Here is a 24,456-nt window from a genome sequence, read left to right on the forward strand (position 1 = left end):
CGTGAATGGAGAGCACGTCGACAATCGCGCCGCGCTATCCTAGCGAGCGTGGCGATGAGCACCCGTTTCGACTTTCAGATTTCCGCCACCGGCGGTGCCGCGCGCACCGGGACGATCCGGATGATGCGCGGCGAAATCCGCACGCCCGCCTTCATGCCGGTCGGCACGGCCGCGACGGTGAAGGGCATGAAGCCCGAGGCCGTGCGCGCTGCCGGCGCGGACATCATCCTCGGCAATACCTACCACCTGATGCTGCGCCCGGGGGCGGAGCGGATGGCGAAGCTGGGCGGGCTCCACACATTCATGAACTGGGATCGTCCGATCCTGACCGATAGCGGCGGATACCAGGTGATGAGCCTGTCGGACCTCAACAAGCTGACCGAGGAAGGCGTGGAGTTCCGCAGTCATCTCGATGGCAGCAAGCACATGCTGACGCCGGAACGCAGCATGGAAATCCAGCGCCTGCTCGGCAGCGATATCGTGATGGCGTTCGACGAATGCCCGCGCGCCGACCGGCCGCTGAGCGAGATCGAGGCGAGCATGGAGATGTCGATGCGCTGGGCAAAGCGCAGCCGCGATGCCTTCGACGCCGGGGGCGAACATGCGGAGCGTGCCGCGCTGTTCGGTATCCAGCAGGGCGCGCTCGACGAAGGGCTGCGCCAGCGCTCCGCCGACGCTCTGCGCGAGATCGGCTTCGATGGCTATGCGATTGGCGGGCTCGCGGTGGGCGAGGGGCAGGAGGCGATGTTCGCCACACTCGACTTCGCGCCCGCACAGCTGCCCGAGGATGCGCCGCGCTACCTCATGGGGGTGGGCAAGCCCGACGATCTGGTCGGCGCGGTCGAGCGCGGGGTCGACATGTTCGACTGCGTGCTGCCGACCCGCTCGGGCCGCAACGGGCAGGCCTTCACCTGGAACGGACCTATGAACCTGCGCAATGCGCGCTTCGCGGAAGACACCGGCCCGCTCGACGATCGCTGCGCCTGCCCCACCTGCGCAACCTACAGCCGCGCCTATCTCCACCACCTGATCAAGTCGGGCGAGATGCTGGGCGCGATGCTGCTGACCGAGCACAATATCGGCTTTTACCAACAGCTGATGGCGGCGATGCGCGCGGCCATCGCCGACGATCGCTTCGCGGCCTTTGCGAGGGAGTTCCGCAGTACCTATCTGAAACAGGCATGAGCTATCTGGCAGAGCAGGACCGGCAGCAGCGCATCGCGCTGCTCGTGATTCTCGGGCTGGGATCGCTGATGCTGTGGCAGACGCCCTTCGGCGCGATCCTGCTCTATCCCTTCACCATCCTGACCACGTGGTTCCACGAGATGGGGCACGGTCTCGCGGTTCTGGCGATGGGCGAACGCTTCGTCGAGCTGCAGATCTATCCCGATGGCTCGGGCGTTGCCGTCTCGCAGGTCTCCCGGGGCAGGACGCTGCTGCAGGAAGCGATCATCGCCGCGGGCGGCCCCATCGGCCCCGCGCTGGCGGGGGCGGCGCTCATCGCCTCATCACGCACCCTGAATGCCAGCAGGATCGCGCTCGCCGTGCTGGGCGCGACGCTGCTCGTCACCACGCTGATCTGGGTGCGCAGCTTTACGGGCTGGCTGGTGCTGCCCGCCACGGGCCTCGCGATTCTGGCCATCGCGCGGCGCGCGAATGCCGACCAGCAGCGTTTCGCGATCCAGCTGCTGGGCGTCCAGGCGATCATCAGCGTATGGGCGCAGTCGGGCTATCTCTTCAGTCGGGGAGGGACGCTGGGCGGAATAGCGCAGGTATCGGACACCGAAGCCATCGCACAGGCCCTGCTGCTGCCCTACTGGTTCTGGGCCATCGTGCTGAGCGCAGCGAACATCGCGCTGCTGTGGTGGAGCTTTCGCTACGCCTTCAGGCGCTCGCGCCGCTAGCAGGCGCTTCGGTCTCGATCCCGGGTCGGGTCTTCTCGCGCATTTCCAGAACCGTGCCGCGATAGGGCACGAACGTGCCTCCGGGATCGAGAAAGCCCGCGCCGATCCGATTGGCGGCGGCCTGCGCCTGGCCGAGCGTGGAGTACCACTTGCCACGGCGTCTGGGGGTCAGAAATCGGTACTCGATCATCGCGTTTAGCGAATGCCGATTTCGCGCCCCTGTTCCAACCAACCGTCTGATTTCGCTTCGGTTCGTCGCAAACAAAAAGGGCGGCCCAGAAAGGACCGCCCCTTGTAATCGTGTCGGTGGAAAACCGATCAGCGCGAATAGAATTCGACGATCAGGTTGGGTTCCATCGTGACGGGGTAGGGCACCTCGTCGAGCTTGGGCACGCGGGTGAAGGTCACCTTGTCGGTGCCTTCGGGCGCCACGTAGTCGGGGATGTCACGCTCGGGCAGGCTCTGCGCTTCGATCACCAGCGCCATGTCCTTGGCCTTCGCACCGAGGCCGATCACGTCGCCCACTTCGACGCGGCGGCTCGGAATGTCGCACTTGCCGCCATTGACGGTGATGTGCCCGTGGTTGACCAGCTGGCGCGCGGCGAAGATCGTCGGCGCGAACTTGGCGCGATAGACGACCATGTCGAGGCGCTGTTCGAGCAGGCCGATCAGGTTCTGGCCGGTATCGCCCTTGATACGCGCGGCTTCCTGGTAGGTGCGCTTGAACTGCTTCTCGGTCACGTCGCCGTAGTAGCCCTTGAGCTTCTGCTTGGCGCGCAGCTGCAGGCCGAAGTCGGACATCTTGCCCTTGCGGCGCTGGCCGTGCTGGCCGGGGCCGTAGGACCGCTTGTTGACCGGCGAGTTCGGGCGACCCCAGATGTTCTCGCCCATCCGGCGATCGAGCTTGTACTTGGCGCTCTTGCGCTTCGACATAATTCATCCTTCGATTTGCTGGACCGCGCCATTCGCGGCCATTCAACCCGGCATCGCACCGATGGAGCAATTCTCCATCGCGGCCACCGCTTCACCGGGGTGCGGGGCCAATTTCGTGAGGCTTTGTTGGAAAGCTCGCGAGCGAAGCGCGGCACATAGCAATTTTGGCCTGACCGTCAAGGTCTCGACAGTCCGCGCGGAGCGAGGCAGAGCCGCAGGTCATGAGCGATACCGTTTTAGCACCCGAAGAATGCGAAACCATGGCCGAAGTGCGCGCGGGCGTCGACGCGCTCGACCGCGAGCTGATGCAGTTGATCGCAGTCCGCTTCGGCTATATGCGCGCCGCCGCGCGGATCAAGCCCGACCGGGGACATGTGCGCGACGAAGCGCGTAAGGCGCAGGTGATTGAAAACGTGCGCGAAGATGCGCGGCGCGAGAACCTACCCGAAGAAGCGATCGGCGATATTTGGGAAGCCCTTGTCGAGGCGTCGATCGCCTACGAAATGATCGAATGGGACCGGATCAGGGGCGGCGCGAGCTGAACTGCGCCAGACCGATTGCGCGGTCGCGCTGGGCGGCCAACGCTTGGAGTTCGGCCAGCCGGGCTGCCTCGTCCCATTCTGCGCGGGTCATGCAAACAATGTCGGCGTTCCAAGCATCCGGCCCGTCCACGCATACAAGGTTCTGCGAGACGCCCGCCATGATGGCGGCTTTGGCGGGCTCGGAGACGAGTGTGCTTTCATCTGTAATGATAGCCGCCTGCGGCGAAATGGCGAAGACGGTGGCGGCGATAGCGGTAAAACCAAACATGCAACGCTCCTCTTATGATTGCTCGAAGGTCTGCCCGCGCGACTTAACGCGATATGAACGGATACCGTAGCGAAGAGGATCGCTCGCACGAGTACGAGCGCGCTCTGCCTAATCTCTGGGTGCACGTTCCAGAGAAGACAGCACCCCGCGCAGGGTCCGCAACTCAAGATGGTTCCAGCCCGGCTTGGTCAGCACGCCCCGCAGGGTCCGCCGCGTCGCCTCGGCGCGGTTTTCGGGCAGGAAATAGCCCTTCGGCTCCAGCAGGCGTTCGAGATGCGCGATCAGCCCGTCGAGTTCCTCCTGCGAGCCGGGCGGAAGAAGGTCTTCCTTCGGGGGCTGCGCCAGTCCCTTGCGCTTGGACCATTCATAGGCGCACAGGATCACCGCCTGCGCGAGGTTGAGCGATCCGAAATCGGGGTCGATCGGCACCGTCAGGATCGTGCGGGCGAGCGCCACGTCCTCCGTCTCAAGCCCCGAGCGTTCGGGTCCGAAGAGGAATGCGCTGCGGCCCGGTTCACCGTGGATCGCGTCGGCGGCTTCCTCGGGCGTCAGCACCGGCTTGGTCACGCCGCGCTTGCGCACGGTGGTGGCGAAGACATGCACGCAATCGGCGACCGCATCGGCCGTACTTTCGTACACCTGCGCCTGGTCGAGCACGAAGTCCGCGCCCGACGCCGCCGGGCCCGCCGCAGGGTTGGGCCAGCCATCGCGCGGGGCGACGAGGCGCATCTCGCGAAGGCCGAAATTGGCCATCGCGCGCGCTGCCTTGCCGATATTCTCGCCCAGCTGCGGACGGACGAGGACGATGACCGGAGTTTCGCTCAGCGCTTGATCCGTCGGTAAAGCATGTAGCCCGCGCCCGCCGCGAGGCCGAAGGGCCAGGTGATGACCGGCAGAATCGCCGCGCCGACCACTCCGACCGCTGCGCCGGTCAGGACGGGCTTGGTGGAGGGATGGTCCATCCCTTCCTTCAGCATGCCCGAAAGCTCGCGCCGGGCATCTTCGACCCAGTCCTGGCCGTTATCGGGATCGCGATCGTTCATCGGCGTTGTCCTTGGTTTCTCAGCGGCCGGGATAGACCGGGAACGCGGCGCACAATTCGCCGACTTCGGCGCGCACCGCCTGTTCGATCTGAGCATCGCCTTCGGGCCCGTTCTTGGCAAGCCCGTCGACCACACGTGCGATCAGCTCGCCGATCTTGGTGAACTCGTCGGTGCTGAAACCGCGCGTCGTGCCCGCGGGGCTGCCCAGACGCAGGCCGCTGGTGACGAAGGGGCTGCGCTTGTCGAACGGGATGCCGTTCTTGTTGGAGGTGAGATAGGCGCGATCGAGGCCCTTCTCGGCGTCCTTGCCGGTCACATCCTTGGCACTTAGGTCCACCAGCATCGAGTGGTTGTCCGTCCCGCCCGAGACGATCCGCAGGCCGTGTGCCTCGAGGCTCTGGGCGAGGGCGCGGGCGTTATCGACCACGCGGCTCGCGTAATCCTTGAACTCGGGCCGCAGCGCTTCGCGGAAGGCGACCGCCTTGGCCGCGACGATGTGCATCAGCGGGCCACCCTGCATGCCGGGGAAGACCGCCATGTTGAGCGGCTTGGAATACTTCTCGTCGTTCCACAGGATCACGCCCGAGCGCGGACCGCGCAAGCTCTTGTGCGTGGTGGTGGTCACGATGTCGCAATGCGGGAAGGGGGAGGGGTGCGCGCCGCCCGCCACCAGCCCCGAGATATGGCTCATGTCGCACAGCAGGATCGCGCCCACTTCGTCGGCGATCTTGCGGAAGGCCGGGAAATCCCAGGTCCGCGAATAGGCGGTGCCGCCGCAGATGATCAGCTTGGGCTTGTGCTCGCGCGCGGTCGCCGCGACCGCATCCATGTCGATCAGCTCGTCGCCTTCGCGCACGCCATAGGCTACGGGATTGAACCACTTGCCGCTCATGTTGACCGGCGAACCATGCGTCAGGTGGCCACCCGAATTGAGGTCCAGCCCCATGAAGGTGTCGCCCGGCTGCAGCATGGCGAGGAACACTGCCTGGTTCATCTGGCTGCCCGAGTTGGGCTGCACATTGGCGAATTCGCAGCCGAACAGCTGCTTCGCGCGGTCGATCGCGAGCGTTTCGATCACGTCGGCATATTCGCAGCCGCCGTAGTAGCGCTTGCCCGGATAGCCTTCGGCATACTTGTTCGTGAACACGCTGCCGGCGGCCTCGAGCACCGCCTTGCTGGCGATATTTTCCGACGCGATCAGCTCGATTTTGTCACGCTGGCGGGCAAGCTCGTTGTCTACTGCCGCAGCGATCTCAGGGTCCGCATCGGCGAGACTGTCATGCCAGAACCGGTTCATCGGGTCGGCTCCCTTCGCGTCGGGGGCGGTGAGGTCGGCGGTTTGCGTGGCCATGATCTATGCGCTTTCGGAAGTTGGCGTGGCGGTTGCGGGCGGTGCGGAGAGCTTGTCGACCCGGCCCTGGTGCCGGCCGCCCTCGAACGCGGTTTCCAGGAAAGTCTGTACGCAGGCCTTGGCCTGTTCGATGCCGATCAGGCGTGCGCCCATCGCGATCACGTTCGCATCATTGTGCTCGCGCGCAAGCCGGGCCGAAGTCGGCTCGGACACCATCGCGCAGCGGCAGTTCGGATTGCGGTTGACGCTCATCGAAATGCCGAGGCCCGAACCGCACAGGGCAATGCCGCGCATCGCCGTGCCGTCGGCGACGACGCTCGCCAGCTTGTAGCCGTAGTCGGGGTAATCCACCCGCTCGCCGTCGGCCGGCCCGAGATCGGCGACCTCGTGCCCCTTCTCGACAAGCCATTCGTGCAGAGCGGCCTTCATTTCGATGGCGGCATGGTCTGAAGCTATCGCGATACGCATGGGGAGGCACATAAGGCCTTCCGGCGCGCTATGCTACCCGGAGGAACACGCTCTTTCGCAGGTGCGTGCGCTTGCCTGCGGATCAGCAGAAGAAACGACCAGAGAGGCCGTCACGCGTCGCATGATGAGCGGCGCGTTTACCGGTCTGGTCAGTGTATTCATAAAATAAAGAGGATTGCAGAACCATACGGACCGTATGACTGCGAATCTTGCCCTTGCCGCTCCTACCGCCGGTTCCGATGCGGGTACGCCGATCCGGTTCGAAGCGATCGAGAACGAATCCGTGCAGCGGATCCTGAAGGCGACGAGGGAGCATCTTGGCACGGAGATCGCCTTCGTCGGGCGCTATGTCGAGGGCGACCAGCGTGAGCTGATGCACGTCGATACCGATCTCGACCTGCCGATGGGCGCGGGATTTCGCGAGCCGCGCGAGGACAGCTTCTGCTGGCACATTCTGGAAGGACGCCTGCCGGAACTAATCCCCGATGCGCAGGCCATCCCGCTGGCGCGGAGCTTGCCGGTGACGGGCATGCTCCCGGTGGGATTGCACCTCAACGTGCCGCTTCGCCTTTCCGACGGGAGCGTGTTCGGCAGTTTCTGCTGCGTGAGCAGGGATGCAGACCGCACGATCACCCAGCGCGACATGAACGTCCTGCGCGCCTTCGGTCGCCTCGCCGCCGAACAAATCGAAACCTCGCTGGCCGGAGAAGAGCAGCGCCTTGTGACGAGGCGCAAGATCGACGACGTCATGGCCGCCAGGGGCCTGTCGATCGCGATGCAGCCGATCCACGAGTTGAGCACGAACAGGGTCGCAGGGTTCGAATGCCTGTCCCGATTCGCCGCGAACGGCGACCTGCGCAGCCCGGACCTGTGGTTCGGCGAAGCGAAAACGGTCGGCATGGGCGTGGATCTCGAAATATTCGCGATCGAATGCGCGCTCACCGAAGCGCGCAGGATGCCGGGTGACATCTACATATCGCTCAACGCCTCGCCCGAAACGATCCTGAGCGGACGGGTGGCGCAGGCCCTGCGTACGGCCGGCGACCGGCGGATCGTCCTCGAAGTGACCGAGCACGAGCAGGTGGGCGATTTCGCAGGTCTGGCCGAAGCCCTGAGAGAGATTGCGCCATTCGCGAAGATCGCGATCGACGATGTCGGCGCGGGCTATGCCGGGCTACGATACCTCGTGGATCTTGCGCCCGACATTCTCAAGCTCGATACGAGCCTGACGACCAACATCGATACCGACCTTGCGCGGCAGGCAATGACCGCGGCCATCGTCCATTTCGCCAAGGCGATCGGCAGCGAAGTGGTGGGCGAGGGGATCGAACGGCAGGGCGAACTGGACATGCTGCGCGAGCTCGGCGTGCATTACGGGCAGGGCTATCACTTCGCCAAGCCGATGCCGTTCGTCAGGGCGAACCAGTATCTGCTCAAGAGCATGATCTGAGAGCAGGCACGAGGGCCGAGCTCGCGCATCGCGGCAGAGGTCCTTTCGGCTATCCTGCGCCCCGCTATCAACGGCACCGATGATCGTGTGTCGCCCGGGCGCGAAGCCCATGAAGCGGAAGATGTTGCGTCTCGACCTCTTCAGGCAGTGACCTCCGGCCGCGCAACCTTGGCATAGGCATCGGCAAGGGCGTGGACGAACCGCGCCGGATCGGGGTCGGGTGGCCGTCGATAAGCGCTCGCGGCGATCGAACAGCGCGGCCTATTGAGCTGATCCAGACGGACATGAAAAACCCCGCCGAAGCGGGGCCTTTCGAAGTTACTGATCCAGGAAGCTGCGCATCTTGCGGCTGCGGCTCGGGTGCTTGAGCTTGCGCAGCGCCTTCGCCTCGATCTGGCGGATACGTTCGCGCGTCACGCTGAACTGCTGGCCGACTTCCTCCAGCGTATGATCGGTGTTCATCCCGATGCCGAAGCGCATGCGCAGCACGCGTTCTTCGCGCGGCGTCAGGCTGGCGAGCACGCGGGTGACGGTTTCCTTGAGGTTGCTCTGGATCGCGGCATCGACGGGGATGATCGCGTTCTTGTCCTCGATGAAATCGCCGAGGTGCGAATCTTCCTCGTCGCCGATCGGCGTTTCGAGGCTGATCGGCTCCTTGGCGATCTTCATCACCTTGCGCACCTTTTCGAGCGGCATCGAAAGACGCTCGGCCATTTCCTCGGGCGTGGGTTCGCGGCCCTGCTCGTGGAGGAACTGGCGGCTCGTGCGAACCAGCTTGTTGATCGTCTCGATCATATGGACCGGGATGCGGATCGTGCGCGCCTGGTCGGCGATCGAGCGGGTGATCGCCTGCCGGATCCACCACGTCGCATAGGTGCTGAACTTGTAACCGCGGCGGTACTCAAACTTGTCGACCGCCTTCATCAGGCCGATGTTCCCTTCCTGAATCAGGTCGAGGAACTGCAGCCCGCGGTTGGTGTACTTCTTGGCGATCGAGATCACGAGGCGCAGGTTCGCCTCAACCATTTCCTTCTTGGCGATGCGCGCCTCGCGCTCACCCTTCTGGACCATGTTCACGATCCGGCGGAACTCGGGCAACGCCATGCCGGTCTGGCTGGCGATATCGCTGATTTCCTGACGGATACGCTCGATCGAGTCGCCTTCCTTCTCGGCGAAGGCGCCCCACTTCTTGTCCTTGGTGCGGCTGGTCAGCCATTCGTCGTCCAGCTCGTTGCCGATATAGGCATCGAGGAAGTCGATCCGCTTGATCTTGTGACGCTCGGCAAGGCGCAGCATCTGGCCGCCCAGTGCGGTCAGGCGGCGGTTGAAGGCGTAGAGGTTGTCGACCAGGAATTCGATCTTGGTCGCGTGGAACTGCACGCTTTCGACTTCCGCCGTCAGCTGTTCGCGCAGCGCCTCATATTTCTTTTCCTTGGCGGCGGGGAAGACATCGCCCCGGCCAAGCGTGTCGACGCGTTCGCCCTGCAGCTTCTCGAACTTCTTGAACAGGTCGGTGATGCGCGCGAAGCGCTCCAGCGCGTCGGGCTTGAGCGCGGCCTCCATCTGGGCCAGCGACATCGTATTGTCTTCTTCGTCGTCGTCGTCGCGGCGCTTGCTCTCGCCGTCGCCATCCTCGTCGCCGTCTTCGGAATCGTCGTCCTCATCCTCGTCTTCGCGGATGGTCGGACCGGCGGTTTCTTCCGAAATCTCGCCGCTGTCATCCTCGTTCTCCTCCTCCATCTTGTCGACGGGAGGTTCCTTGGAGAGCATCGCGTCGAGATCGAGGATCTCGCGCAGCTGCATCTCGCCTTCGTTGAGCGCGTCGGACCACTGGATGATGGCGTGGAAGGTGATCGGGCTTTCGCACAGCCCGATGATCATGGTGTCGCGACCCGCCTCGATACGCTTGGCGATGGCGATTTCGCCTTCGCGGCTGAGCAGTTCGACCGCGCCCATTTCGCGCAGGTACATACGCACCGGATCGTCGGTGCGCGCATCGACGGTCTTCTTGGCAGCAGCGGCAGCGGGCTTGTCGGTCTTTTTCGTATCCGATTCGGCCGCGATCTCCTCGACCTCATCCTTTTCGGCTTCGACCTCGTCGTCCGATTCGACGATCTGCACGCCCATCTCCGAGATCGCGGCCTGGATATCCTCGATCTGGTCGGAGCTCATCTCGCCTTGCGGCAGCGCCTCGTTCAGCTCGTCATAAGTGACGTAGCCGCGCTTTTTCGCCTTTGCGATCAGCTTCTTGATCGACGCCTCGTTGAGGTCGATCAGGGGAGCATCTTCGGTTTCTTTGGTCTTCGCTTCGGACGCCATAGGGCCTTGCTAATCCGTTTCCTGGCCGATGCGTTCCCCGTTTTCGGGAGAAGCCGCAGCGGCTTTTGAATTTTCAACCGGTCGCGGTCGCGCGATCCGTCTCGTTGCCATCTGGCCCAAGCGTGCGTCGAACGCCAGCTTCCGCTTGAGCAGTCGCTGCTGTTCGGCGAACGCGCCCTCCGGATCGTGATCGAAGCGCTCCGTCGCGGCGGCCAATGCTTTCTCGAGCGCCGGCCCTTCGACCAGCAACTCGATGGCTTCGGCCAGGTCCTCGCGCGCGGTCGCTGCATCTGTGGCCTCATCGAGGAGGCCGGATACGGAGTGTTCAGCGGACCGGGAGCCCCAGCGTGCCCCAGATATGGCCTTTCCGCCGTCGGCTTCAAGCGTTTGTGCGCGGCTCATCACCGGTTCGAGCAAAGAAACCGTTGACGGATCGGTTTCGCCCAGCTCGCTCAGCGCCTCGCGATGGGTCTCGACCAGCTCCGGAAAGGTCGCGAGCTTGGCCAGCACATCGGCCAGCAGACGGGCCCGCGCGCCGCCCTGGGCAAGGTTGGCGAGCCGCTTTGCGAGGTCGGGTGCGAGCGGTTCGGGCGCGTCGCGCTTCCATGCTTTTCGTGGCTGAAACGGCGCTTTTTCGCGCTTGGGAAAGGCGAACGCGGAAAAACGATCGAGCAGTTCGCGGCGGTAAAGCGCGCGCACGTCGGGCTCTTCGATGGTCTCGACATGCGCCATCAGGCGGGCCTTCAGGCCGGCCTTGGCCTCGGGGCTGTCGAGCGGCGCGGCGCGCGCCTCGAGCGTCCACAGCGCCTCGAGCAGACCTTGCGCTTTTTCGAGCACCTGTTCGAAAGCGGCAACACCTTTGGCCTTGATCAGGTCGTCGGGATCGAGCCCAGAGGGCAGCCACGCGATCCTCAGCGTGTGTCCGGGCCTGAGCAGCGGCAGCGAACGCTCGATCGCGCGGCGCACTGCACGCTGGCCCGCAGCATCGCCATCGAAGCACAGGATGGGGGAGGGGGCGTGGCGCCACAATTCCTCGATGTGGTTCTCGGTCAGCGCGGTGCCGAGCGGGGCGACGCCTTCCGCGATCCCCGCATTGGCGAGTGCGATGACGTCCATGTAGCCTTCGACGACGACGATCCGGTCGGCCTTGCGCGCCGCCGCACTGGCGCGGTGGATATTGTAGAGCGTGCGACCCTTGTCGAAGAGCGGGGTCTCGGGCGAATTGAGATACTTCGGCGCGCTTTCCTTGGGCGTCAGGATGCGCCCGCCAAAGGCGATGACCCGGCCGCGCACATCGTGGATCGGGAGCATCAGGCGATCGCGGAAGCGGTCGTACGGGTCCTTGCCGTCGATCGCGATCCGCAGGCCCCCTTCGACCAGCAGTTGCGGCGGCAGGGAGCCGAGCGCGGCGGCGAGCGCCTGCCTTTCGTCGGGCGCGTAGCCGAAGCCGAATTCGCGCATGATGGCGGTCGAGAAACCGCGCTTGGCCAGATAATCGCGCGCCGCACTACCGCGCGGGCTTGCGAGTTCCGCGACGAAGAATTCCTGCGCCGCGCCCATCGCATCGTGCAGCCCGGCGCGCTTCTTCGCCCGCTGCGCTTCGCGCGGGTCGGGCGCGGGCATGTCCATGCCTGCCGTGACCGCCAGTTCCTTGACCGCATCCATGAAGGTGAGGCCGCGCTGGTCGGTCATCCAGCGAATCACGTCGCCATGGGCACCGCAGCCGAAGCAATGGTAGAAGCCCTTCTGGTCGTTGACCGTGAAGCTGGGCGTCTTCTCGTCGTGGAACGGGCAGCAGGCCTTCCATTCGCGGCCCGCGCGCTGCAGCTTGGTCGTGCGCATGATGACGCTGGAAAGCGTCACGCGGGTGCGCAACTGATCGAGCCATTGGGGGGAAAGCGCCATCGCGTCGCCGACCCTACTCCGGTGCCGGTCGAGTGACCAGAGTCGAAGGTGCCCCGCCACCCATTTCAGGGAGCGGAGCCGCGATCTCCGCCGTCCTCTGAATCCTTCGCGCGGGGCGGGAAGGGGCCCGAGGCCATCCCGATCTTTTCATCGGCGCGCAGGGTGAACGCCTCTTCCGCGCCTTCGGGCGGAAGATTGCTCTGCCAGAAGAAGGTGATCGTCTCTCCCGTCGACCAGCCATCGCCGCCCACGATCCGCCAGGCCAGCGTGCCGTTGTCGTCGAGCACGCGAACGACGCCGTCCGGCCCCAGCGCTTCGCGCGCCTGTTCGCGGTCGTAGCCGATCGCGCCGTTGAAACCGGTCGCTGCGCGCAGAGTGGCGAACAGGCTCGCCGTCTCGACCTCGTCCAGCCCGACCGGGCGTAGGAAGGGCGGATCGTTGGGCTCGTCGACCCCCGGCGTCACGATATGGACATAGGTATAGACGGTGCCCTCGGGCAGGTCCTCCGGGTCGCACTCGTCGTATTCCTGGGGGCAGGCGACGTAGCTGACGATATCGCCGATCGAGCGATTGCCCGCGACGATCGATCCCTCGACTTCGGGGCCCAGCGGCCCCTCGATCCGCGCGCCGAGTTCGATTTCGTCGAAATCCGCGGCGACGAGCGTGCGCGGCTCGGATGGCGCATCCGGCGCTGTCGAGGCGCTGGTCGTGGGCGAGGGGGTCGGCTCGCTGTCGCCGGCCTCGCCGGAACAGGCGGCAAGCGTGCAAGCCAGCGCGCCCGTGAGCGCGAAAGTGGCGACGAGCGCCCTCATGAAAGCGATTCCTTCACCCAGCCGCTGGTGCGCGTCATGTCGAGCGTGGCGCCATGGCGCGCTTTCAGCTCGGCCATGACCTTGCCCATCGACTTGATGTCGGCCGCGTCCAGATCGGTCTTCACCTGATCGATCGCGGCACGGGTTTCCGCCTCGTCCATCTGACGGGGCAGGAATTCCTCGATCACCTGCAACTCGGCCTCTTCCTGCGCCGCCAGTTCGTCGCGCCCGCCGTCGCGGTACATCGCAATCGATTCCTTGCGCTGCTTGGCCATCTTGAGAAGCACGTCGGTGACAAGCTCGTCGTCATCGACTTCGCCCTTGGCCGTACGCTGTTCGATGTCGCGGTCCTTGATCTTGGCCTGAATCAGCCGGAGCGTGGCCGTCCGCTCCTTGTTGCCGCTCTTCATTGCGGCGATGGTTTCCTGCTTGATAGTCTCGCGAATCATGGTTTCCGGTTTGCCTTTATCTCTTACCCACCAGACGTGCCGCTATAACAAATGTTCCTGTGGGTGGGAGATGGCTCGGGCGCTTGACGAGCGTGGAATGCAGGCCTAGCCGGATGGCTTAGCGCACATCGCCGGAAACACTAAAGGAACGGATAAGCCCATGGCTTCAGCCGAGATCACTCCTGCGCAGCCTGAAGGCGCGACGGGCTTGCTGCTTCTTGCCGATGGCACGGCGCTTTGGGGCATCGGCTGCGGCGCCGAAGGCAGCGCGGTGGGCGAGGTCTGCTTCAATACTTCGATGACCGGCTACCAGGAAGTGATGACCGACCCCTCCTATGCCGGGCAGATCGTCACCTTCACCTTCCCGCATATCGGCAATGTCGGTGCGAACCCCGAAGATATCGAGAGCAAGGTCGAGAGCGCGCTGGGCTGCGTGATCAGCGAAGTGCCCACCGGGCCGAGCAACTTCCGCTCCGAGGTCGATCTCGACACCTGGCTGAAGGACGAAGGCAAGATCGGTCTCGCGGGCGTCGACACCCGCGCGCTGACGCGCCTCATCCGCCTCAACGGCGCACCTAACGCGGTGATCGCACACAGCGCCGACGGTGTGTTCGATCTCGACGCGCTGCTAGAGAAGGCGCGCGACTGGCCGGGACTGGAGGGCATGGACCTCGCCCGCCGGGTGAGCCGCAAGGCACACGAGGGCTGGCGCGGCGGCCACTGGGAGCTGGGCAAGGGCTACGGCGATAGCACGGCGGAAAAGCCGCACGTGGTCGCGATCGATTACGGCGCGAAGGACAATATCTTCCGCCAGCTGGTCCGCGCAGGCGCGCGGGTGACGGTAGTGCCCGCCGAAACTCCGCTGGAGGACGTGCTGGCGCACGAGCCCGACGGCGTGTTCCTCTCCAACGGCCCGGGCGATCCGGCCGCGACCGGCGCTTATGCGGTGCCGGTAATCCAGGGTCTGCTTGAGCGTGACGTGCCGATCTTCGGCATCTGTCTTGGCCACCAGTTGCTCGGCCTCGCGGCGGGCGCGAAAACCTCGAAAATGTTCCAGGGCCACCGCGGCGCGAACCATCCCGTCCAGCGTGTCGGCGAAGGGTGGGGCGAGGCGACGGGCCTGGTCGAAATCACCAGCATGAACCACGGCTTCGCAGTCGACGGCGACACGCTGCCCGCGAATGTCGAGCAGACGCACGTCTCGCTGTTCGACGGCACCAATTGCGGCATCGCGATCAAGGGCAAGCGGGCGTTCGGGGTGCAGTACCATCCCGAGGCGAGCCCGGGGCCGCAGGACAGCTTCTACCTGTTCGAGAAGTTCGTGGGGATGCTGGGGTGAGTGAAATTCCAGACATGCGGGGGGTCGCTGACGTTACTAGGACGCTAGCATCAAAGAGTTCACTCAACCCTACGCTCATTTTAGCCGCAATCGTCGTGCCGATTTCGTTGCTACTTAGCTTCTTATCGGATGGTCAAACGCAGCTGATATTTTTTAGCCCCGCGGCGATCGTTATTCTTTTAGCCGTTTTTCAGATTGTCTGGTTCTCGATATTCGATCGGGACCGCTTGGATGATCATAAGCACACAGAAAATAAGATGATAATCGCTCAAATGAGGCCGCATTTTGGGGATTCAGAGGATACTAATTTTATACAGGGCGACGGTGAATTAATCGAGAACCCGATGCTTGAAAGGGGAGATGGAAAATGAACGTCTATCTTCTTTCTTTCAATCCTTTTGCCACAAATTTCTCTTACAACCAGCTTCTCTCTTACATTAAAGATAACAGGAAGGTTTATCAGTTTTATAGTCCGTATGCCGGGACATATATTCTAAAATCAACTGATGATACCGCATCATTACAGGACAGCTTCAAGGGATTTTTCGAGGGAAGCCACTTCATCATCACGAAGTTGCATGTTTTCGAGACCGGCGGTTTTCTGAATCAAGAAGCTTGGAACTGGATGGCTGCGGGCCAAAACCCCTTTTTGCCAGGAAATTAGATGCCCAAACGTACCGACATCTCCTCCATCCTCGTCATCGGCGCGGGGCCCATTATCATCGGGCAGGCGTGCGAGTTCGATTACTCGGGCACGCAGGCGATCAAGGCGCTGAAGGAGGAGGGCTATCGCGTCATCCTCGTCAATTCGAACCCGGCGACGATCATGACCGATCCCGAGTTCGCCGACGCGACCTATATCGAGCCGATCACGCCCGAGGTGGTCGAGAAGATCATCGCCAAGGAAAAACCCGACGCGCTGCTGCCCACGATGGGCGGGCAGACTGCATTGAACTGCGCGCTCAAGCTGTTCGAAAGCGGCGCGCTTGAGCGGCACGGGGTGCAGATGATCGGCGCCGATGCCGACGCGATCGACAAGGCGGAGAACCGCCAGCGTTTTCGTGAGGCCATGGACAAGATCGGGCTGGAAAGTGCGCGCTCGCGCACGATCAATGCCGACGATCTGGCCGCCGAAGACCGCGCCGAGTTCACACGTCGCGCGGCCGAGCTCTCGGGCAGCGAACTGGAAACCTTCGAGACCGAGTGGCGCCGCGGGGAGCAGCGCCGCAAGGAGAAATACGTCGCCGCCGCCGTGCAGCGCAGCCTCGACGCGCTCGACTTCACCGGCCTGCCCGCGATCATCCGCCCCAGCTTCACGCTCGGCGGCACAGGCGGGGGCATCGCCTACAACAAGGCGGAGTTCGAGCAGATCGTACGCTCCGGCCTCGACGCATCGCCCACCACAGAAGTCCTGATCGAGGAATCGCTCCTCGGCTGGAAGGAATACGAGATGGAGGTGGTGCGCGACCGCAAGGACAATTGCATTATCATCTGCGCGATCGAGAACGTCGATCCGATGGGCGTGCACACCGGCGACTCGATCACCGTCGCCCCCGCGCTGACGCTGACCGACAAGGAATACCAGATCATGCGCAGCGCCAGCATTGCGGTGCTGCGCGAGATCGGGGTGGAGACGGGCGGATCGAACGTCCAGTTTGCGGTCAATCCGAAAGACGGTCGCCTGATCGTGATCGAGATGAACCCGCGCGTCTCGCGCTCTTCGGCACTGGCGTCGAAGGCCACCGGCTTCCCCATCGCGCGCGTCGCGGCCAAGCTGGCGGTTGGCTACACGCTCGACGAGATCACCAACGAGATCACCGGCGCAACGCCTGCCAGCTTCGAGCCGACGATCGACTATGTCGTCACCAAGATTCCCCGCTTCGCCTTCGAGAAATTCAAGGGCGCCGAGCCCTACCTGTCGACCGCGATGAAGTCGGTAGGCGAGGTCATGGCGATCGGTCGTTGCTTCGCCGAGAGCCTGCAGAAGGCGCTGCGCGGGCTGGAGACGGGGCTCGACGGGCTCGACCCGGTCGAGGAGCTCGAAGGCGCGTCGCATGACGAGATCGTGGCCAGCATCAGCCGGCGCACTCCCTCGCGCCTGCTCGGGATCGGGCAGGCCTTCCGCGAAGGCGTGCCGTTCGAAACGATCCGCGACACGACCACCTACGATCCGTGGTTCCTGCGCCAGATCGAAGCCATCGTGGCGGCGGAGAAGGACGTGCTCGACAATGGCCTGCCGCGCGAAGCGGCAGCGTTGCGCAAGCTCAAGGCGCTGGGCTTTTCGGATGCCCAGCTCGCGCGGCTTGCGGTCAAGTCGGTCGGTGCGGCGCGCGGGCAGGAAAACGCGCGCTCGGGCCTGCTCCACGATGCGATGCAGGCGATGGCCGGCGCGACGAACGCCGCCGAAGTGCGCAAGCTGCGCCACAAGCTGGGCGTGCTGCCCGTCTACAAGCGGATCGACAGCTGCGCGGCCGAATTCGAGGCGGCCACGCCCTACATGTATTCGACCTACGAGGCCCCGGCCTTCGGCGCTCCGGCAGACGAATCCGATCCGTCAGATCGTCGCAAGATCGTGATCCTGGGCGGCGGGCCGAACCGGATCGGGCAGGGCATCGAGTTCGACTATTGCTGCGTCCACGCCTGCTTCGCGCTGAGCGAGGCCGGGTTCGAGACGATCATGGTCAACTGCAATCCGGAAACTGTCAGCACCGATTACGACACCTCCGACCGCCTCTATTTCGAGCCGCTGACCGCCGAGGACGTGCTCGAGATCCTGAGCCGCGAGATGGTGAATGGCGAGCTGGTCGGCGTGATCGTGCAATATGGCGGGCAGACCCCGCTCAAGCTGGCGCAGGCGCTGGAGGACGAGGGGATCCCGATCCTCGGCACCAGTCCGGACGCGATCGACCTTGCCGAAGACCGCGAACGCTTCGCCAAGCTGGTCAACAAGCTGAAACTCAAGCAGCCCGAAAACGGCATCGCCAAGAGCCGCGACGAGGCGGCGGGCGCGGCGCGCCTGATCGGCTATCCGGTGCTGCTGCGCCCCTCCTACGTGCTTGGCGGCAGCGCGATGCAGGTGGTCGATTCCGAAGCGCAGCTGGATGATTACATCGCCAGTGCGGTGAAGGTGTCGGGAGAGAGCCCGGTGCTGGTCGACCAGTATCTGCGCGACGCGATCGAATGCGATGTCGACGTGCTGTGCGACGGCACCGACATCGTCGTCGCCGGCGTGATGCAGCATGTGGAAGAGGCGGGCGTGCACTCGGGCGACAGTGCCTGCACCCTGCCGCCCTATTCGCTGAGCGCGGAGGTGGTCGAGGAGATCGAGCGGCAGTCCGAAGCGCTGGCGCGCGAGCTCAAGGTCGTCGGCCTGATGAACGCGCAGTTCGCGGTCAAGGAAGGCGAGATCTACCTGATCGAGGTCAACCCGCGTGCGAGCCGCACGGTGCCCTTCGTCGCCAAGACCATCGGGCAGCCGATCGCCAAATTCGCCGCGCGGATCATGGCGGGCGAAAAGCTGGCCGACCTGCCGCCGATCAATCGCGAGCTGAACTACGTGGCGGTCAAGGAAGCGGTGTTCCCGTGGGGCCGCTTCCCCGGCGTGGACCCGGTTCTGTCGCCCGAGATGAAATCCACCGGCGAGGTGATGGGGCTGGACGGCGATTTCGCAATGGCCTTCGCCAAGGCCCAGCTGGGCGCAGGGATGATCCTGCCGCGCGAGGGCAGGGCCTTCGTTTCGGTGAAGGATGGCGACAAGCCCGCTATCGTGGATGCGGTGCGCGGGCTGGTGGACGCCGGGTTCGAGATCGTCGCGACCGGAGGCACCCACGCCTACCTGACCGACCAGGGCCTGCCGGTCACGCTGGTCAACAAGGTGGCGCAGGGGCGGCCGCATATCGTCGACCGGATCATCGATCACGAGATCGATCTGATCCTGAACACGACCGAGGGCTGGCAGAGCCTGCGCGACAGCCAGTCGATCCGCGCCAGCGCGCTGGAGCACAAGGTGCCGTACTTCACCACGGCGTCGGCCGGGCGGGCAGCTGTGGAGGCGATTACCGCGCTCACGTCGCATACGCTTGAAGTTCGGTCCCTCCAGTCCTATTATTCAGCGGCCTGACGACGCTACCTTCCTGAAAAACCTTCTCCGTCACTTCCGCCCCGCAAGGGCGCGGCGCGGGATAGACTTTCGGAAAAGATGGCGGCGGCGGTCGGGTCACTTTGTATAGATCGGGGGTACCCATGGAAAAAGTTCCGATGCTGGCAGAAGGTTACGAGCGGCTTACGACCGACTTGAAAGCCCTGCGCGCGGAACGTCCGAAGATCGTCGACGCGATTGAAGAAGCGCGTGCACATGGCGATCTGTCGGAAAACGCCGAATATCACGCCGCGAAGGAGCGGCAGGGCCAGGTCGAGGCGCAGATCGCCGAGATCGAGGACCGCGTGACCCGTGCGCAGATCATCGATCCATCGACCCTCTCGGGTGACAAGGTCGTGTTCGGCGCGACCGTGACCCTGCTGGACGAGGACGACAAGCCGATCAAATACCAGATCGTCGGCCAGACCGAAGCGGACGCCAAGTCGGGTCGTATCTCCTACAACTCGCCATTGGCGCGCGCGCTGATCGGCAAGAAGGTGGGCGACGAGATCGAGGTGACGGTGCCGTCGGGCGACAAGTTCTACCTCGTCGAGAAGATCGAATTCGTCTGATCTGCTGAGCTCCTGCCTTCGCGGGACCTCACTTCAGCACCTTTTCCATTGCGAAGTTGTGGATGGCGACACCGTCCACTTCGAAGTCGCGCCTGTGCGACACGTGGTAACCGGCGCGTTCGAACGCGCCGTGGTAACCGGCGCGTTCGAACGCGGGGCGGGCGAGTTCGCTCGCCTCGGTGTAAAGCCGCGTTGCGCCCAAGGCGCGCGCTGCGCTCCGCCAAGGCCGCGCCGCGTATGGTCCGGGTGGCAATAGAGATGGTCGAGGTGTGCGCCATCCGCGCCGGGCGGCTCCAGCAATGCGTAGGCCACCGGCCGGTCCGCCGCGTTAGCGGCCACGATGATTGCATCGCCATCCGCGGCACGCGCGAGGTAGCGTTCTGCCCTGCCATGGCGAGCGGCCCATGCGGCCACCTGGGCGGGCGCATAGGCGCGTGGACCGATGGTCCGGATCGCGCGAACGGCGAGTTCGGCAAGGACCTCCGCATCCGCCGGGCGGAACGGGCGGATGCGGTAGGTCATGCCAAGGTCAGGCTGCGGGTTCGAGCAGCTTGTGGATATGCACGATGACATACTTCATCTCGGCATCGTCGACCGTGCGCTGGGCGTTGGCGCGCCATGCCTCTTCGGCCTGTTCGTAGCTGCTGAATACACCGACCACGTGGATGCTTTCGGGGTCCTGGAATTCGACCGAACGCGGATCCTTCACGCGGCCGCCCATCACCAGATGGAGCAGCTGTGGGCTGGTGGTTTCCTGAACCTGATTGTCTGACATATCTATCTCCATCGAATTTAAAAAAGCCCGCGAGCCATAACGCGCGCGGGCTTTCGGGCAAGGGTGGTGCCTTGCTATTATGAAAGGACGCCAGATCCCTTAGAAAGGAAGGCGCGCCTTGAGGTCGCGATAGCCGCGACCGGTCTTGCGAGCGGCACGGCGACCGGCGTGGCGTGCGGCGTCACGCTGGCGTTCGGCGTAGTAATGCGCATTGCGGCGGGCGGCACGGCTTCCGAAAGCGACATCGTCGCCGAAATCGACCAGACGGTCGCCGCTATGGCGGGTCACGTCACCGACCTTGGTGGCGGCAACGCCGGCATATGCCATCGCCAGATCGGCGAGGTGATCCGCGAAACCGATCGCACGGCCGGTCACTTCACGACCCTTCGAGGTGCGCGAACCGATGGCGAGACCAATGAGAGCGACGGCGCTGACGGTCAGGATCGGGTGCTCCTTGACGAACTCGGTCGCGCTGTCGGTCGCGTCGCGTGCCATGTCGGCAATACTGCGATCTTCGTTGCGCTGCTCGCTCTCTTCGATCTTGCGGCGCAGTTCGTCGCGCTGTTCCTGGGTGCTCATGCGTGTTCTCCAACCTCGTTGTGTGCGTTATTAATCAAGCGCGGGGAGAGGCTTAGAGTTCCGCGATTTCGGGACAATCAGTCGATTTCGTCCCACGCGTAGTCCTCATCGTCCGATTCGTCGGACTTGCCGCCCAGCGCCCACCAGCCCAGGATGGCCGCGAACACCGCGCCGATGCCGTAAGAAGCGGGCTTGTGCTTCTCGAAAAGTTCCTTGCCTTCGGAAAAGATGTCGCTGACGCCCATCAGGGCCGAGCTGGCGATCCGCGCACCGATGCCCTTTTCCTCTACGTCGCCCTTGAGATGGGCGATGTCGTCCTTGACCAGGGCCCGTGAGGCATCGCGCAACGCGCGGTCTTCTTCCATCCGCAGCTTGCGTGCGCTCATGCGCCGTCTCCCTTGAATGCCCGGCTGACCCGCTTGAACCGGCTGCGGGCGAGCAGGCCGACGATGGCCATCAGGACCAGCAACGTGCCAACGACGATGCCCGTCGCGGCGAAAGCTCCGACGATCGGGGTGAGCGCGATGATCAGGCCGACTACCAGGCCGATGAGGGCGAGGTGCAGGAAGGCCAGTGCGCCCAGCGCAAAGACCACTCCCGATCCCGTTTCGCGCGAGGCATAGCCCGCACGCGACTTCTGGAAGGCCACTTCGGCCTCCACATAAGTACGCCCGTCCTCGTATAACGCATAGGCGTCGTCGAAGAGCGAGCCCAAGGGCTCTTCATCGGCACGCGTGGTGCGCGGCGGGGCCTGCGAATGGATGGAGCCTGCCGCATCGGGCGACGCGACAGGCTCACCAAGATCGGTGCGATCTGGCACAGCTTCTCCTCAGCCGACCCGCTTAGCGGCGGAACAGGCGTGCGAAGACGTAGCCGCCGAATGCCGCCATGCCGACGGACAGGCCGGGGTTCTTCTTCACGAACTGGCGCGCTTCGTCGCCAAGCTCGTCGTAGGATTTGGTGTCGATATGCGCGGCCGCGTCCTGCAGGCCGCGTGCTGCGTTTCGGGCGTGATCGCCATACTTCGGACCGAAATTGTCGTCGATCTTGGCGGCATTTTCGGCCACCATGCGGCTCAGCGAGACAAGTGCCTCGCTCGCCTTGTGCTTGCCTTCGACGGCCAGCTCGCCGCCCTTGGCCTTCGCCTGCTCGGCATATTCCGAACCCTTGGCGCGGGCCTCTTCCTTGTAGCCCCTGGCGCGGGTTGCGGCTTCGCCGCGCAGCGCCTGGGCGCCGGCCTTCGCTTCATCGAGCGCGGAGTTGAAGCGCGTTTTGGCTTCTTCCTTGCCGCCGGTTCCCTGGGCTGCTGCCGAACCACTTGCGGCACCTGCCGCGTCGGTCGTCAGCGGAACAGCACTCGTTTCAGTAGTCTTGTCGTCAGCAGCCATGGGTTTTTCCCTCTTTTCGCGTTTCGTGTTCGACAGGCCGAACCCGGCACAGTCCTCGTTTTTGCAACGCAGCTTGCATGGCTTCGTTCCATTGCATAAGCCGCGCCGCAACCGAGGCTGGCGGACCGCCCCCCGGGCCTGAATAGCACGATCCGACCGGAGGCTCCATGACTGCCATTATCGACCTGCACGCGCGTGAAGTTCTTGACAGCCGGGGCAATCCGACCGTCGAAGTCGATTGCCTGCTGGAGGATGGCAGTTTCGGTCGCGCCGCCGTGCCTTCGGGCGCGTCGACCGGCGCACACGAAGCGGTCGAGCTGCGCGATGGCGACGCAACCCGCTATCTCGGCAAGGGCGTGCTGAAGGCGATCGACGCGGTGAACGGCGAGATCGCCGACACGCTGCTGGGCATCGATGCCGAGGACCAGCGCGATGTCGATACGCTGCTGATCGCGCTCGACGGGACGGACAACAAGGCGCGCCTCGGCGCGAACGCGCTGCTCGGCGTCAGCCTCGCGGTGGCCAAGGCGGGCGCGAACGCGCGCGGACTGCCGCTGTGGAGCTATGTCGGCGGCTTGTCGGCCCATGTCCTGCCGGTGCCGATGATGAACATCATCAATGGCGGCGAACACGCCGACAACCCGATCGACATCCAGGAATTCATGATCATGCCGGTCGGCGCGGAAACGCTGGCCGAAGCGGTCCGCTGGGGCGCGGAGGTGTTCCACACGCTCAAGAAAGAGCTCTCCTCGCGCGGGCTGTCCACCTCGGTGGGCGACGAGGGCGGCTTCGCGCCGAACATCGCGAGCACGCGCGACGCGCTCGACCTTATCATGCATTCGATCGAAAAAGCGGGCTTCAATCCCGGCAGCGACATGGTCCTCGCGCTCGATTGCGCGGCGACCGAGTATTTCAAGGACGGGCAGTACGTCCTGTCCGGCGAAGACACGACGCTGAGCGGAGAGGCGATGGCCGATTATCTCGCCGCGCTGTGCGCCGACTATCCGATCCGCTCGATCGAAGACGGCATGAGCGAGGACGATTTCGAAGGCTGGAAGGCGCTGACCGAGAAGATCGGCGACAGGGTCCAGCTGGTCGGCGACGACCTTTTCGTCACCAACCCCGCGCGCCTGCGCGACGGGATTTCACGCGGCCTCGCCAATTCGCTGCTGGTGAAGGTAAACCAGATCGGCACGCTGTCCGAAACGCTCGATGCCGTCGATATCGCGCACCGTGCGGGCTACACCGCGGTGATGAGCCACCGTTCGGGCGAGACCGAGGATTCGACCATCGCCGATCTCGCGGTCGCCACGAATTGCGGGCAGATCAAGACCGGCAGCCTCGCGCGGTCAGACCGGCTTGCCAAGTACAACCAGTTGATCCGGATCGAGGAAGAGCTGGGCGACAGCGCGCATTACGCGGGCCACGCCTGCTTCGGGAAGCTCAGCCGCTAGGTTTGCCTCGCACCTGACGGCGCTTTATCGCTCCGGTTCTTCGGGTGGAACCAGTACTGCCACACGCCCCAGGCGTTGATGAGCAGCAAGACGGCGTTCATCGCCGCGAGCGGGATCGCGTCGGAGGTGAGCCCGATATAGACCCACAGCATCGCCACGGCGCAGAAGAGCACAAAGCCCCAGGCAGTGGCGCGACGCCCCATGTCGAAGGCGATGAGCGATGCGGCGATAATCGTGCCGATCGAGGCGATCCAGTCGAGTGGTCCGTTCATGGCGAGGCTAATCCCTCGCCGACCCGAAAGGGTGCGCAAATGCGCAAAGGTTAGGTTTCGCGGCTAGCCACGCGGGCCGAAGCGGCCTGCCAGATCGAGCAGGACCATGGCGGCGCGGGCCGCTTCGCCACCCTTGTTCTTCTGCGCCGGATCGGCGCGAACCTGGGCCTGGAGCTCGTTCTCGACCGTCAGGATGCCGTTGCCGATGGCGATGCCGTCCATGGTCAGCGCCATGATCGCGCGCGCGCTTTCCCCCGCCACGATCTCGAAATGATAGGTCTCGCCGCGGATGACCACGCCGATGGCAACGAAGCCGTCATACTGGCCGCTGTCGGCCGCCAGCGCGATCGCGCCTGGAATTTCGAGCGCGCCGGGAACGGTCAGCACGTCGACGTCGTGGCCGGCCTCGACCAGCGCTGCGCGCGCGCCCTCGATCAGCTTGTCGTTGAGGTCGGCGTAGAAACGCGCTTCGATGATCAGGAAACGGGCCATCAG

Annotated in this window: 29 protein-coding genes and 1 pseudogene; 10 read left to right on the forward strand and 20 right to left on the reverse strand. The window is 64.4% G+C overall.

Annotation, left to right across the window (positions count from 1 at the left end; genetic code table 11):
* Positions 1–54 precede the first annotated feature (54 nt).
* Together tgt and DL238_RS10200 are read left to right on the forward strand one after the other, a co-directional pair.
* Positions 55–1,185, forward strand: a complete 1,131-nt coding sequence (gene tgt, locus DL238_RS10195; RefSeq protein ID WP_115492159.1) for a tRNA guanosine(34) transglycosylase Tgt — start codon at positions 55–57, stop codon at positions 1,183–1,185.
* A complete protein-coding gene (locus DL238_RS10200; RefSeq protein WP_115492160.1) occupies positions 1,182–1,904 on the forward strand; it encodes a M50 family metallopeptidase in 723 nt (240 codons plus the stop codon). The genes tgt and DL238_RS10200 overlap by 4 nt, the downstream gene beginning before the upstream one ends.
* On the opposite strand, the gene DL238_RS10205 is transcribed toward DL238_RS10200, so the two are convergent.
* Positions 1,885–2,094 (reverse strand): hypothetical protein, encoded by a 210-nt coding sequence (locus DL238_RS10205; RefSeq protein WP_115492161.1) that lies wholly within the window; start codon positions 2,092–2,094, stop codon positions 1,885–1,887. The genes DL238_RS10200 and DL238_RS10205 overlap by 20 nt on opposite strands.
* Before the next feature lie 128 nt (positions 2,095–2,222).
* Positions 2,223–2,837, reverse strand: coding sequence for a 30S ribosomal protein S4 (rpsD, locus tag DL238_RS10210; protein WP_115492162.1), 615 nt, complete (start codon positions 2,835–2,837; stop codon positions 2,223–2,225).
* A gap of 221 nt (positions 2,838–3,058) precedes the next feature.
* Between rpsD and DL238_RS10215 the strand changes: the two genes are divergently transcribed.
* A complete protein-coding gene (locus DL238_RS10215; RefSeq protein ID WP_115492163.1) occupies positions 3,059–3,379 on the forward strand; it encodes a chorismate mutase in 321 nt (106 codons plus the stop codon).
* On the opposite strand, the gene DL238_RS10220 is transcribed toward DL238_RS10215, so the two are convergent.
* The 5 genes from DL238_RS10220 to rpiB all read right to left on the reverse strand — a co-directional run bounded on the left by DL238_RS10220 (position 3,360) and on the right by rpiB (position 6,509).
* Positions 3,360–3,647 carry a hypothetical protein gene (locus tag DL238_RS10220; protein WP_115492164.1) on the reverse strand — a complete coding sequence of 96 codons (288 nt, stop codon included), beginning with the start codon at positions 3,645–3,647 and terminating at the stop codon, positions 3,360–3,362. The genes DL238_RS10215 and DL238_RS10220 overlap by 20 nt on opposite strands.
* A 108-nt stretch (positions 3,648–3,755) precedes the next feature.
* On the reverse strand, positions 3,756–4,454 hold the full coding sequence (locus tag DL238_RS10225; protein WP_407640854.1) for an RNA methyltransferase: 699 nt from the start codon (positions 4,452–4,454) through the stop codon (positions 3,756–3,758).
* A gap of 14 nt (positions 4,455–4,468) precedes the next feature.
* A complete protein-coding gene (locus DL238_RS10230) occupies positions 4,469–4,690 on the reverse strand; it encodes a hypothetical protein (RefSeq protein ID WP_115492166.1) in 222 nt (73 codons plus the stop codon).
* A gap of 19 nt (positions 4,691–4,709) precedes the next feature.
* On the reverse strand, positions 4,710–6,041 hold the full coding sequence (glyA, locus tag DL238_RS10235; RefSeq protein WP_115492167.1) for a serine hydroxymethyltransferase: 1,332 nt from the start codon (positions 6,039–6,041) through the stop codon (positions 4,710–4,712).
* A gap of 3 nt (positions 6,042–6,044) precedes the next feature.
* Positions 6,045–6,509 carry a ribose 5-phosphate isomerase B gene (gene rpiB / locus DL238_RS10240; protein ID WP_115492168.1) on the reverse strand — a complete coding sequence of 155 codons (465 nt, stop codon included), beginning with the start codon at positions 6,507–6,509 and terminating at the stop codon, positions 6,045–6,047.
* 196 nt (positions 6,510–6,705) lie between these two features.
* Between rpiB and DL238_RS10245 the strand changes: the two genes are divergently transcribed.
* A complete protein-coding gene (locus DL238_RS10245; RefSeq protein WP_115492169.1) occupies positions 6,706–7,959 on the forward strand; it encodes a sensor domain-containing phosphodiesterase in 1,254 nt (417 codons plus the stop codon).
* Between the two features lie 318 nt (positions 7,960–8,277).
* Here the strand turns inward: DL238_RS10245 and rpoD are convergent, their stop codons facing one another.
* From rpoD to DL238_RS10265, 4 genes are all read right to left on the reverse strand, one after another.
* On the reverse strand, positions 8,278–10,278 hold the full coding sequence (gene rpoD / locus DL238_RS10250) for an RNA polymerase sigma factor RpoD (RefSeq protein ID WP_115492170.1): 2,001 nt from the start codon (positions 10,276–10,278) through the stop codon (positions 8,278–8,280).
* 9 nt (positions 10,279–10,287) lie between these two features.
* Complete coding sequence (gene dnaG / locus DL238_RS10255) at positions 10,288–12,183, reverse strand: DNA primase (protein WP_115492171.1); 1,896 nt, start codon at positions 12,181–12,183, stop codon at positions 10,288–10,290.
* 65 nt (positions 12,184–12,248) lie between these two features.
* The gene (locus tag DL238_RS10260; RefSeq protein WP_115492172.1) at positions 12,249–12,995 is read right to left on the reverse strand and encodes a hypothetical protein; all 747 of its coding nucleotides are present in this window, start codon (positions 12,993–12,995) and stop codon (positions 12,249–12,251) included.
* Positions 12,992–13,444: a GatB/YqeY domain-containing protein gene (locus tag DL238_RS10265; protein ID WP_115492173.1), complete on the reverse strand. Its 453-nt coding sequence runs from the start codon at positions 13,442–13,444 to the stop codon at positions 12,992–12,994. The genes DL238_RS10260 and DL238_RS10265 overlap by 4 nt, the downstream gene beginning before the upstream one ends.
* Positions 13,445–13,604: 160 nt before the next feature.
* On the opposite strand from DL238_RS10265, the gene carA reads away from it, so the two are divergent.
* The 5 genes from carA to greA all read left to right on the forward strand — a co-directional run bounded on the left by carA (position 13,605) and on the right by greA (position 19,493).
* Positions 13,605–14,783: a glutamine-hydrolyzing carbamoyl-phosphate synthase small subunit gene (gene carA / locus DL238_RS10270; protein ID WP_115492174.1), complete on the forward strand. Its 1,179-nt coding sequence runs from the start codon at positions 13,605–13,607 to the stop codon at positions 14,781–14,783.
* Positions 14,780–15,154, forward strand: a complete 375-nt coding sequence (locus DL238_RS10275; RefSeq protein WP_147291009.1) for a hypothetical protein — start codon at positions 14,780–14,782, stop codon at positions 15,152–15,154. The genes carA and DL238_RS10275 overlap by 4 nt, the downstream gene beginning before the upstream one ends.
* Positions 15,151–15,447, forward strand: coding sequence for a hypothetical protein (locus tag DL238_RS10280; RefSeq protein WP_115492176.1), 297 nt, complete (start codon positions 15,151–15,153; stop codon positions 15,445–15,447). The genes DL238_RS10275 and DL238_RS10280 overlap by 4 nt, the downstream gene beginning before the upstream one ends.
* A complete protein-coding gene (gene carB / locus DL238_RS10285) occupies positions 15,448–18,903 on the forward strand; it encodes a carbamoyl-phosphate synthase large subunit (protein WP_115492177.1) in 3,456 nt (1,151 codons plus the stop codon).
* Positions 18,904–19,025: 122 nt separating this feature from the next.
* Positions 19,026–19,493 carry a transcription elongation factor GreA gene (greA, locus tag DL238_RS10290; RefSeq protein WP_115492178.1) on the forward strand — a complete coding sequence of 156 codons (468 nt, stop codon included), beginning with the start codon at positions 19,026–19,028 and terminating at the stop codon, positions 19,491–19,493.
* 28 nt (positions 19,494–19,521) lie between these two features.
* Here the strand turns inward: greA and DL238_RS16380 are convergent, their stop codons facing one another.
* From DL238_RS16380 to DL238_RS10320, 7 genes and pseudogenes are all read right to left on the reverse strand, one after another.
* Complete coding sequence (locus tag DL238_RS16380) at positions 19,522–19,695, reverse strand: hypothetical protein (protein ID WP_234031038.1); 174 nt, start codon at positions 19,693–19,695, stop codon at positions 19,522–19,524.
* Between the two features lie 77 nt (positions 19,696–19,772).
* Positions 19,773–20,066: pseudogene (locus DL238_RS16560) on the reverse strand (hypothetical protein); the annotation flags it as partial.
* Positions 20,023–20,268, reverse strand: coding sequence for a DUF4170 domain-containing protein (locus DL238_RS10300; RefSeq protein ID WP_115492179.1), 246 nt, complete (start codon positions 20,266–20,268; stop codon positions 20,023–20,025). The gene DL238_RS10300 and the pseudogene DL238_RS16560, both read right to left, overlap by 44 nt.
* A gap of 99 nt (positions 20,269–20,367) precedes the next feature.
* Positions 20,368–20,847: a hypothetical protein gene (locus tag DL238_RS10305; RefSeq protein ID WP_115492180.1), complete on the reverse strand. Its 480-nt coding sequence runs from the start codon at positions 20,845–20,847 to the stop codon at positions 20,368–20,370.
* A 77-nt stretch (positions 20,848–20,924) separates the two neighbouring features.
* On the reverse strand, positions 20,925–21,233 hold the full coding sequence (locus DL238_RS10310; protein WP_115492181.1) for a hypothetical protein: 309 nt from the start codon (positions 21,231–21,233) through the stop codon (positions 20,925–20,927).
* The gene (locus tag DL238_RS10315; protein WP_115492182.1) at positions 21,230–21,667 is read right to left on the reverse strand and encodes a phage holin family protein; all 438 of its coding nucleotides are present in this window, start codon (positions 21,665–21,667) and stop codon (positions 21,230–21,232) included. The genes DL238_RS10310 and DL238_RS10315 overlap by 4 nt, the downstream gene beginning before the upstream one ends.
* A gap of 22 nt (positions 21,668–21,689) precedes the next feature.
* Entirely contained in the window at positions 21,690–22,235 is a 546-nt protein-coding gene (locus tag DL238_RS10320) for a hypothetical protein (RefSeq protein WP_115492183.1), read from the reverse strand.
* A gap of 167 nt (positions 22,236–22,402) precedes the next feature.
* On the opposite strand from DL238_RS10320, the gene eno reads away from it, so the two are divergent.
* A complete protein-coding gene (eno, locus tag DL238_RS10325) occupies positions 22,403–23,689 on the forward strand; it encodes a phosphopyruvate hydratase (protein ID WP_115492184.1) in 1,287 nt (428 codons plus the stop codon).
* Here the strand turns inward: eno and DL238_RS10330 are convergent.
* On the reverse strand, positions 23,686–23,961 hold the full coding sequence (locus DL238_RS10330) for a hypothetical protein (protein WP_115492185.1): 276 nt from the start codon (positions 23,959–23,961) through the stop codon (positions 23,686–23,688). The genes eno and DL238_RS10330 overlap by 4 nt on opposite strands.
* 63 nt (positions 23,962–24,024) lie before the next feature.
* Positions 24,025–24,453, reverse strand: a complete 429-nt coding sequence (gene ribH, locus DL238_RS10335) for a 6,7-dimethyl-8-ribityllumazine synthase (RefSeq protein ID WP_115492186.1) — start codon at positions 24,451–24,453, stop codon at positions 24,025–24,027.
* Between the last annotated feature and the right edge of the window lie 3 nt (positions 24,454–24,456).

The sequence above is a fragment of the Alteriqipengyuania lutimaris genome, assembly GCF_003363135.1.
GTDB classification, from domain to species: domain Bacteria; phylum Pseudomonadota; class Alphaproteobacteria; order Sphingomonadales; family Sphingomonadaceae; genus Alteriqipengyuania; species Alteriqipengyuania lutimaris.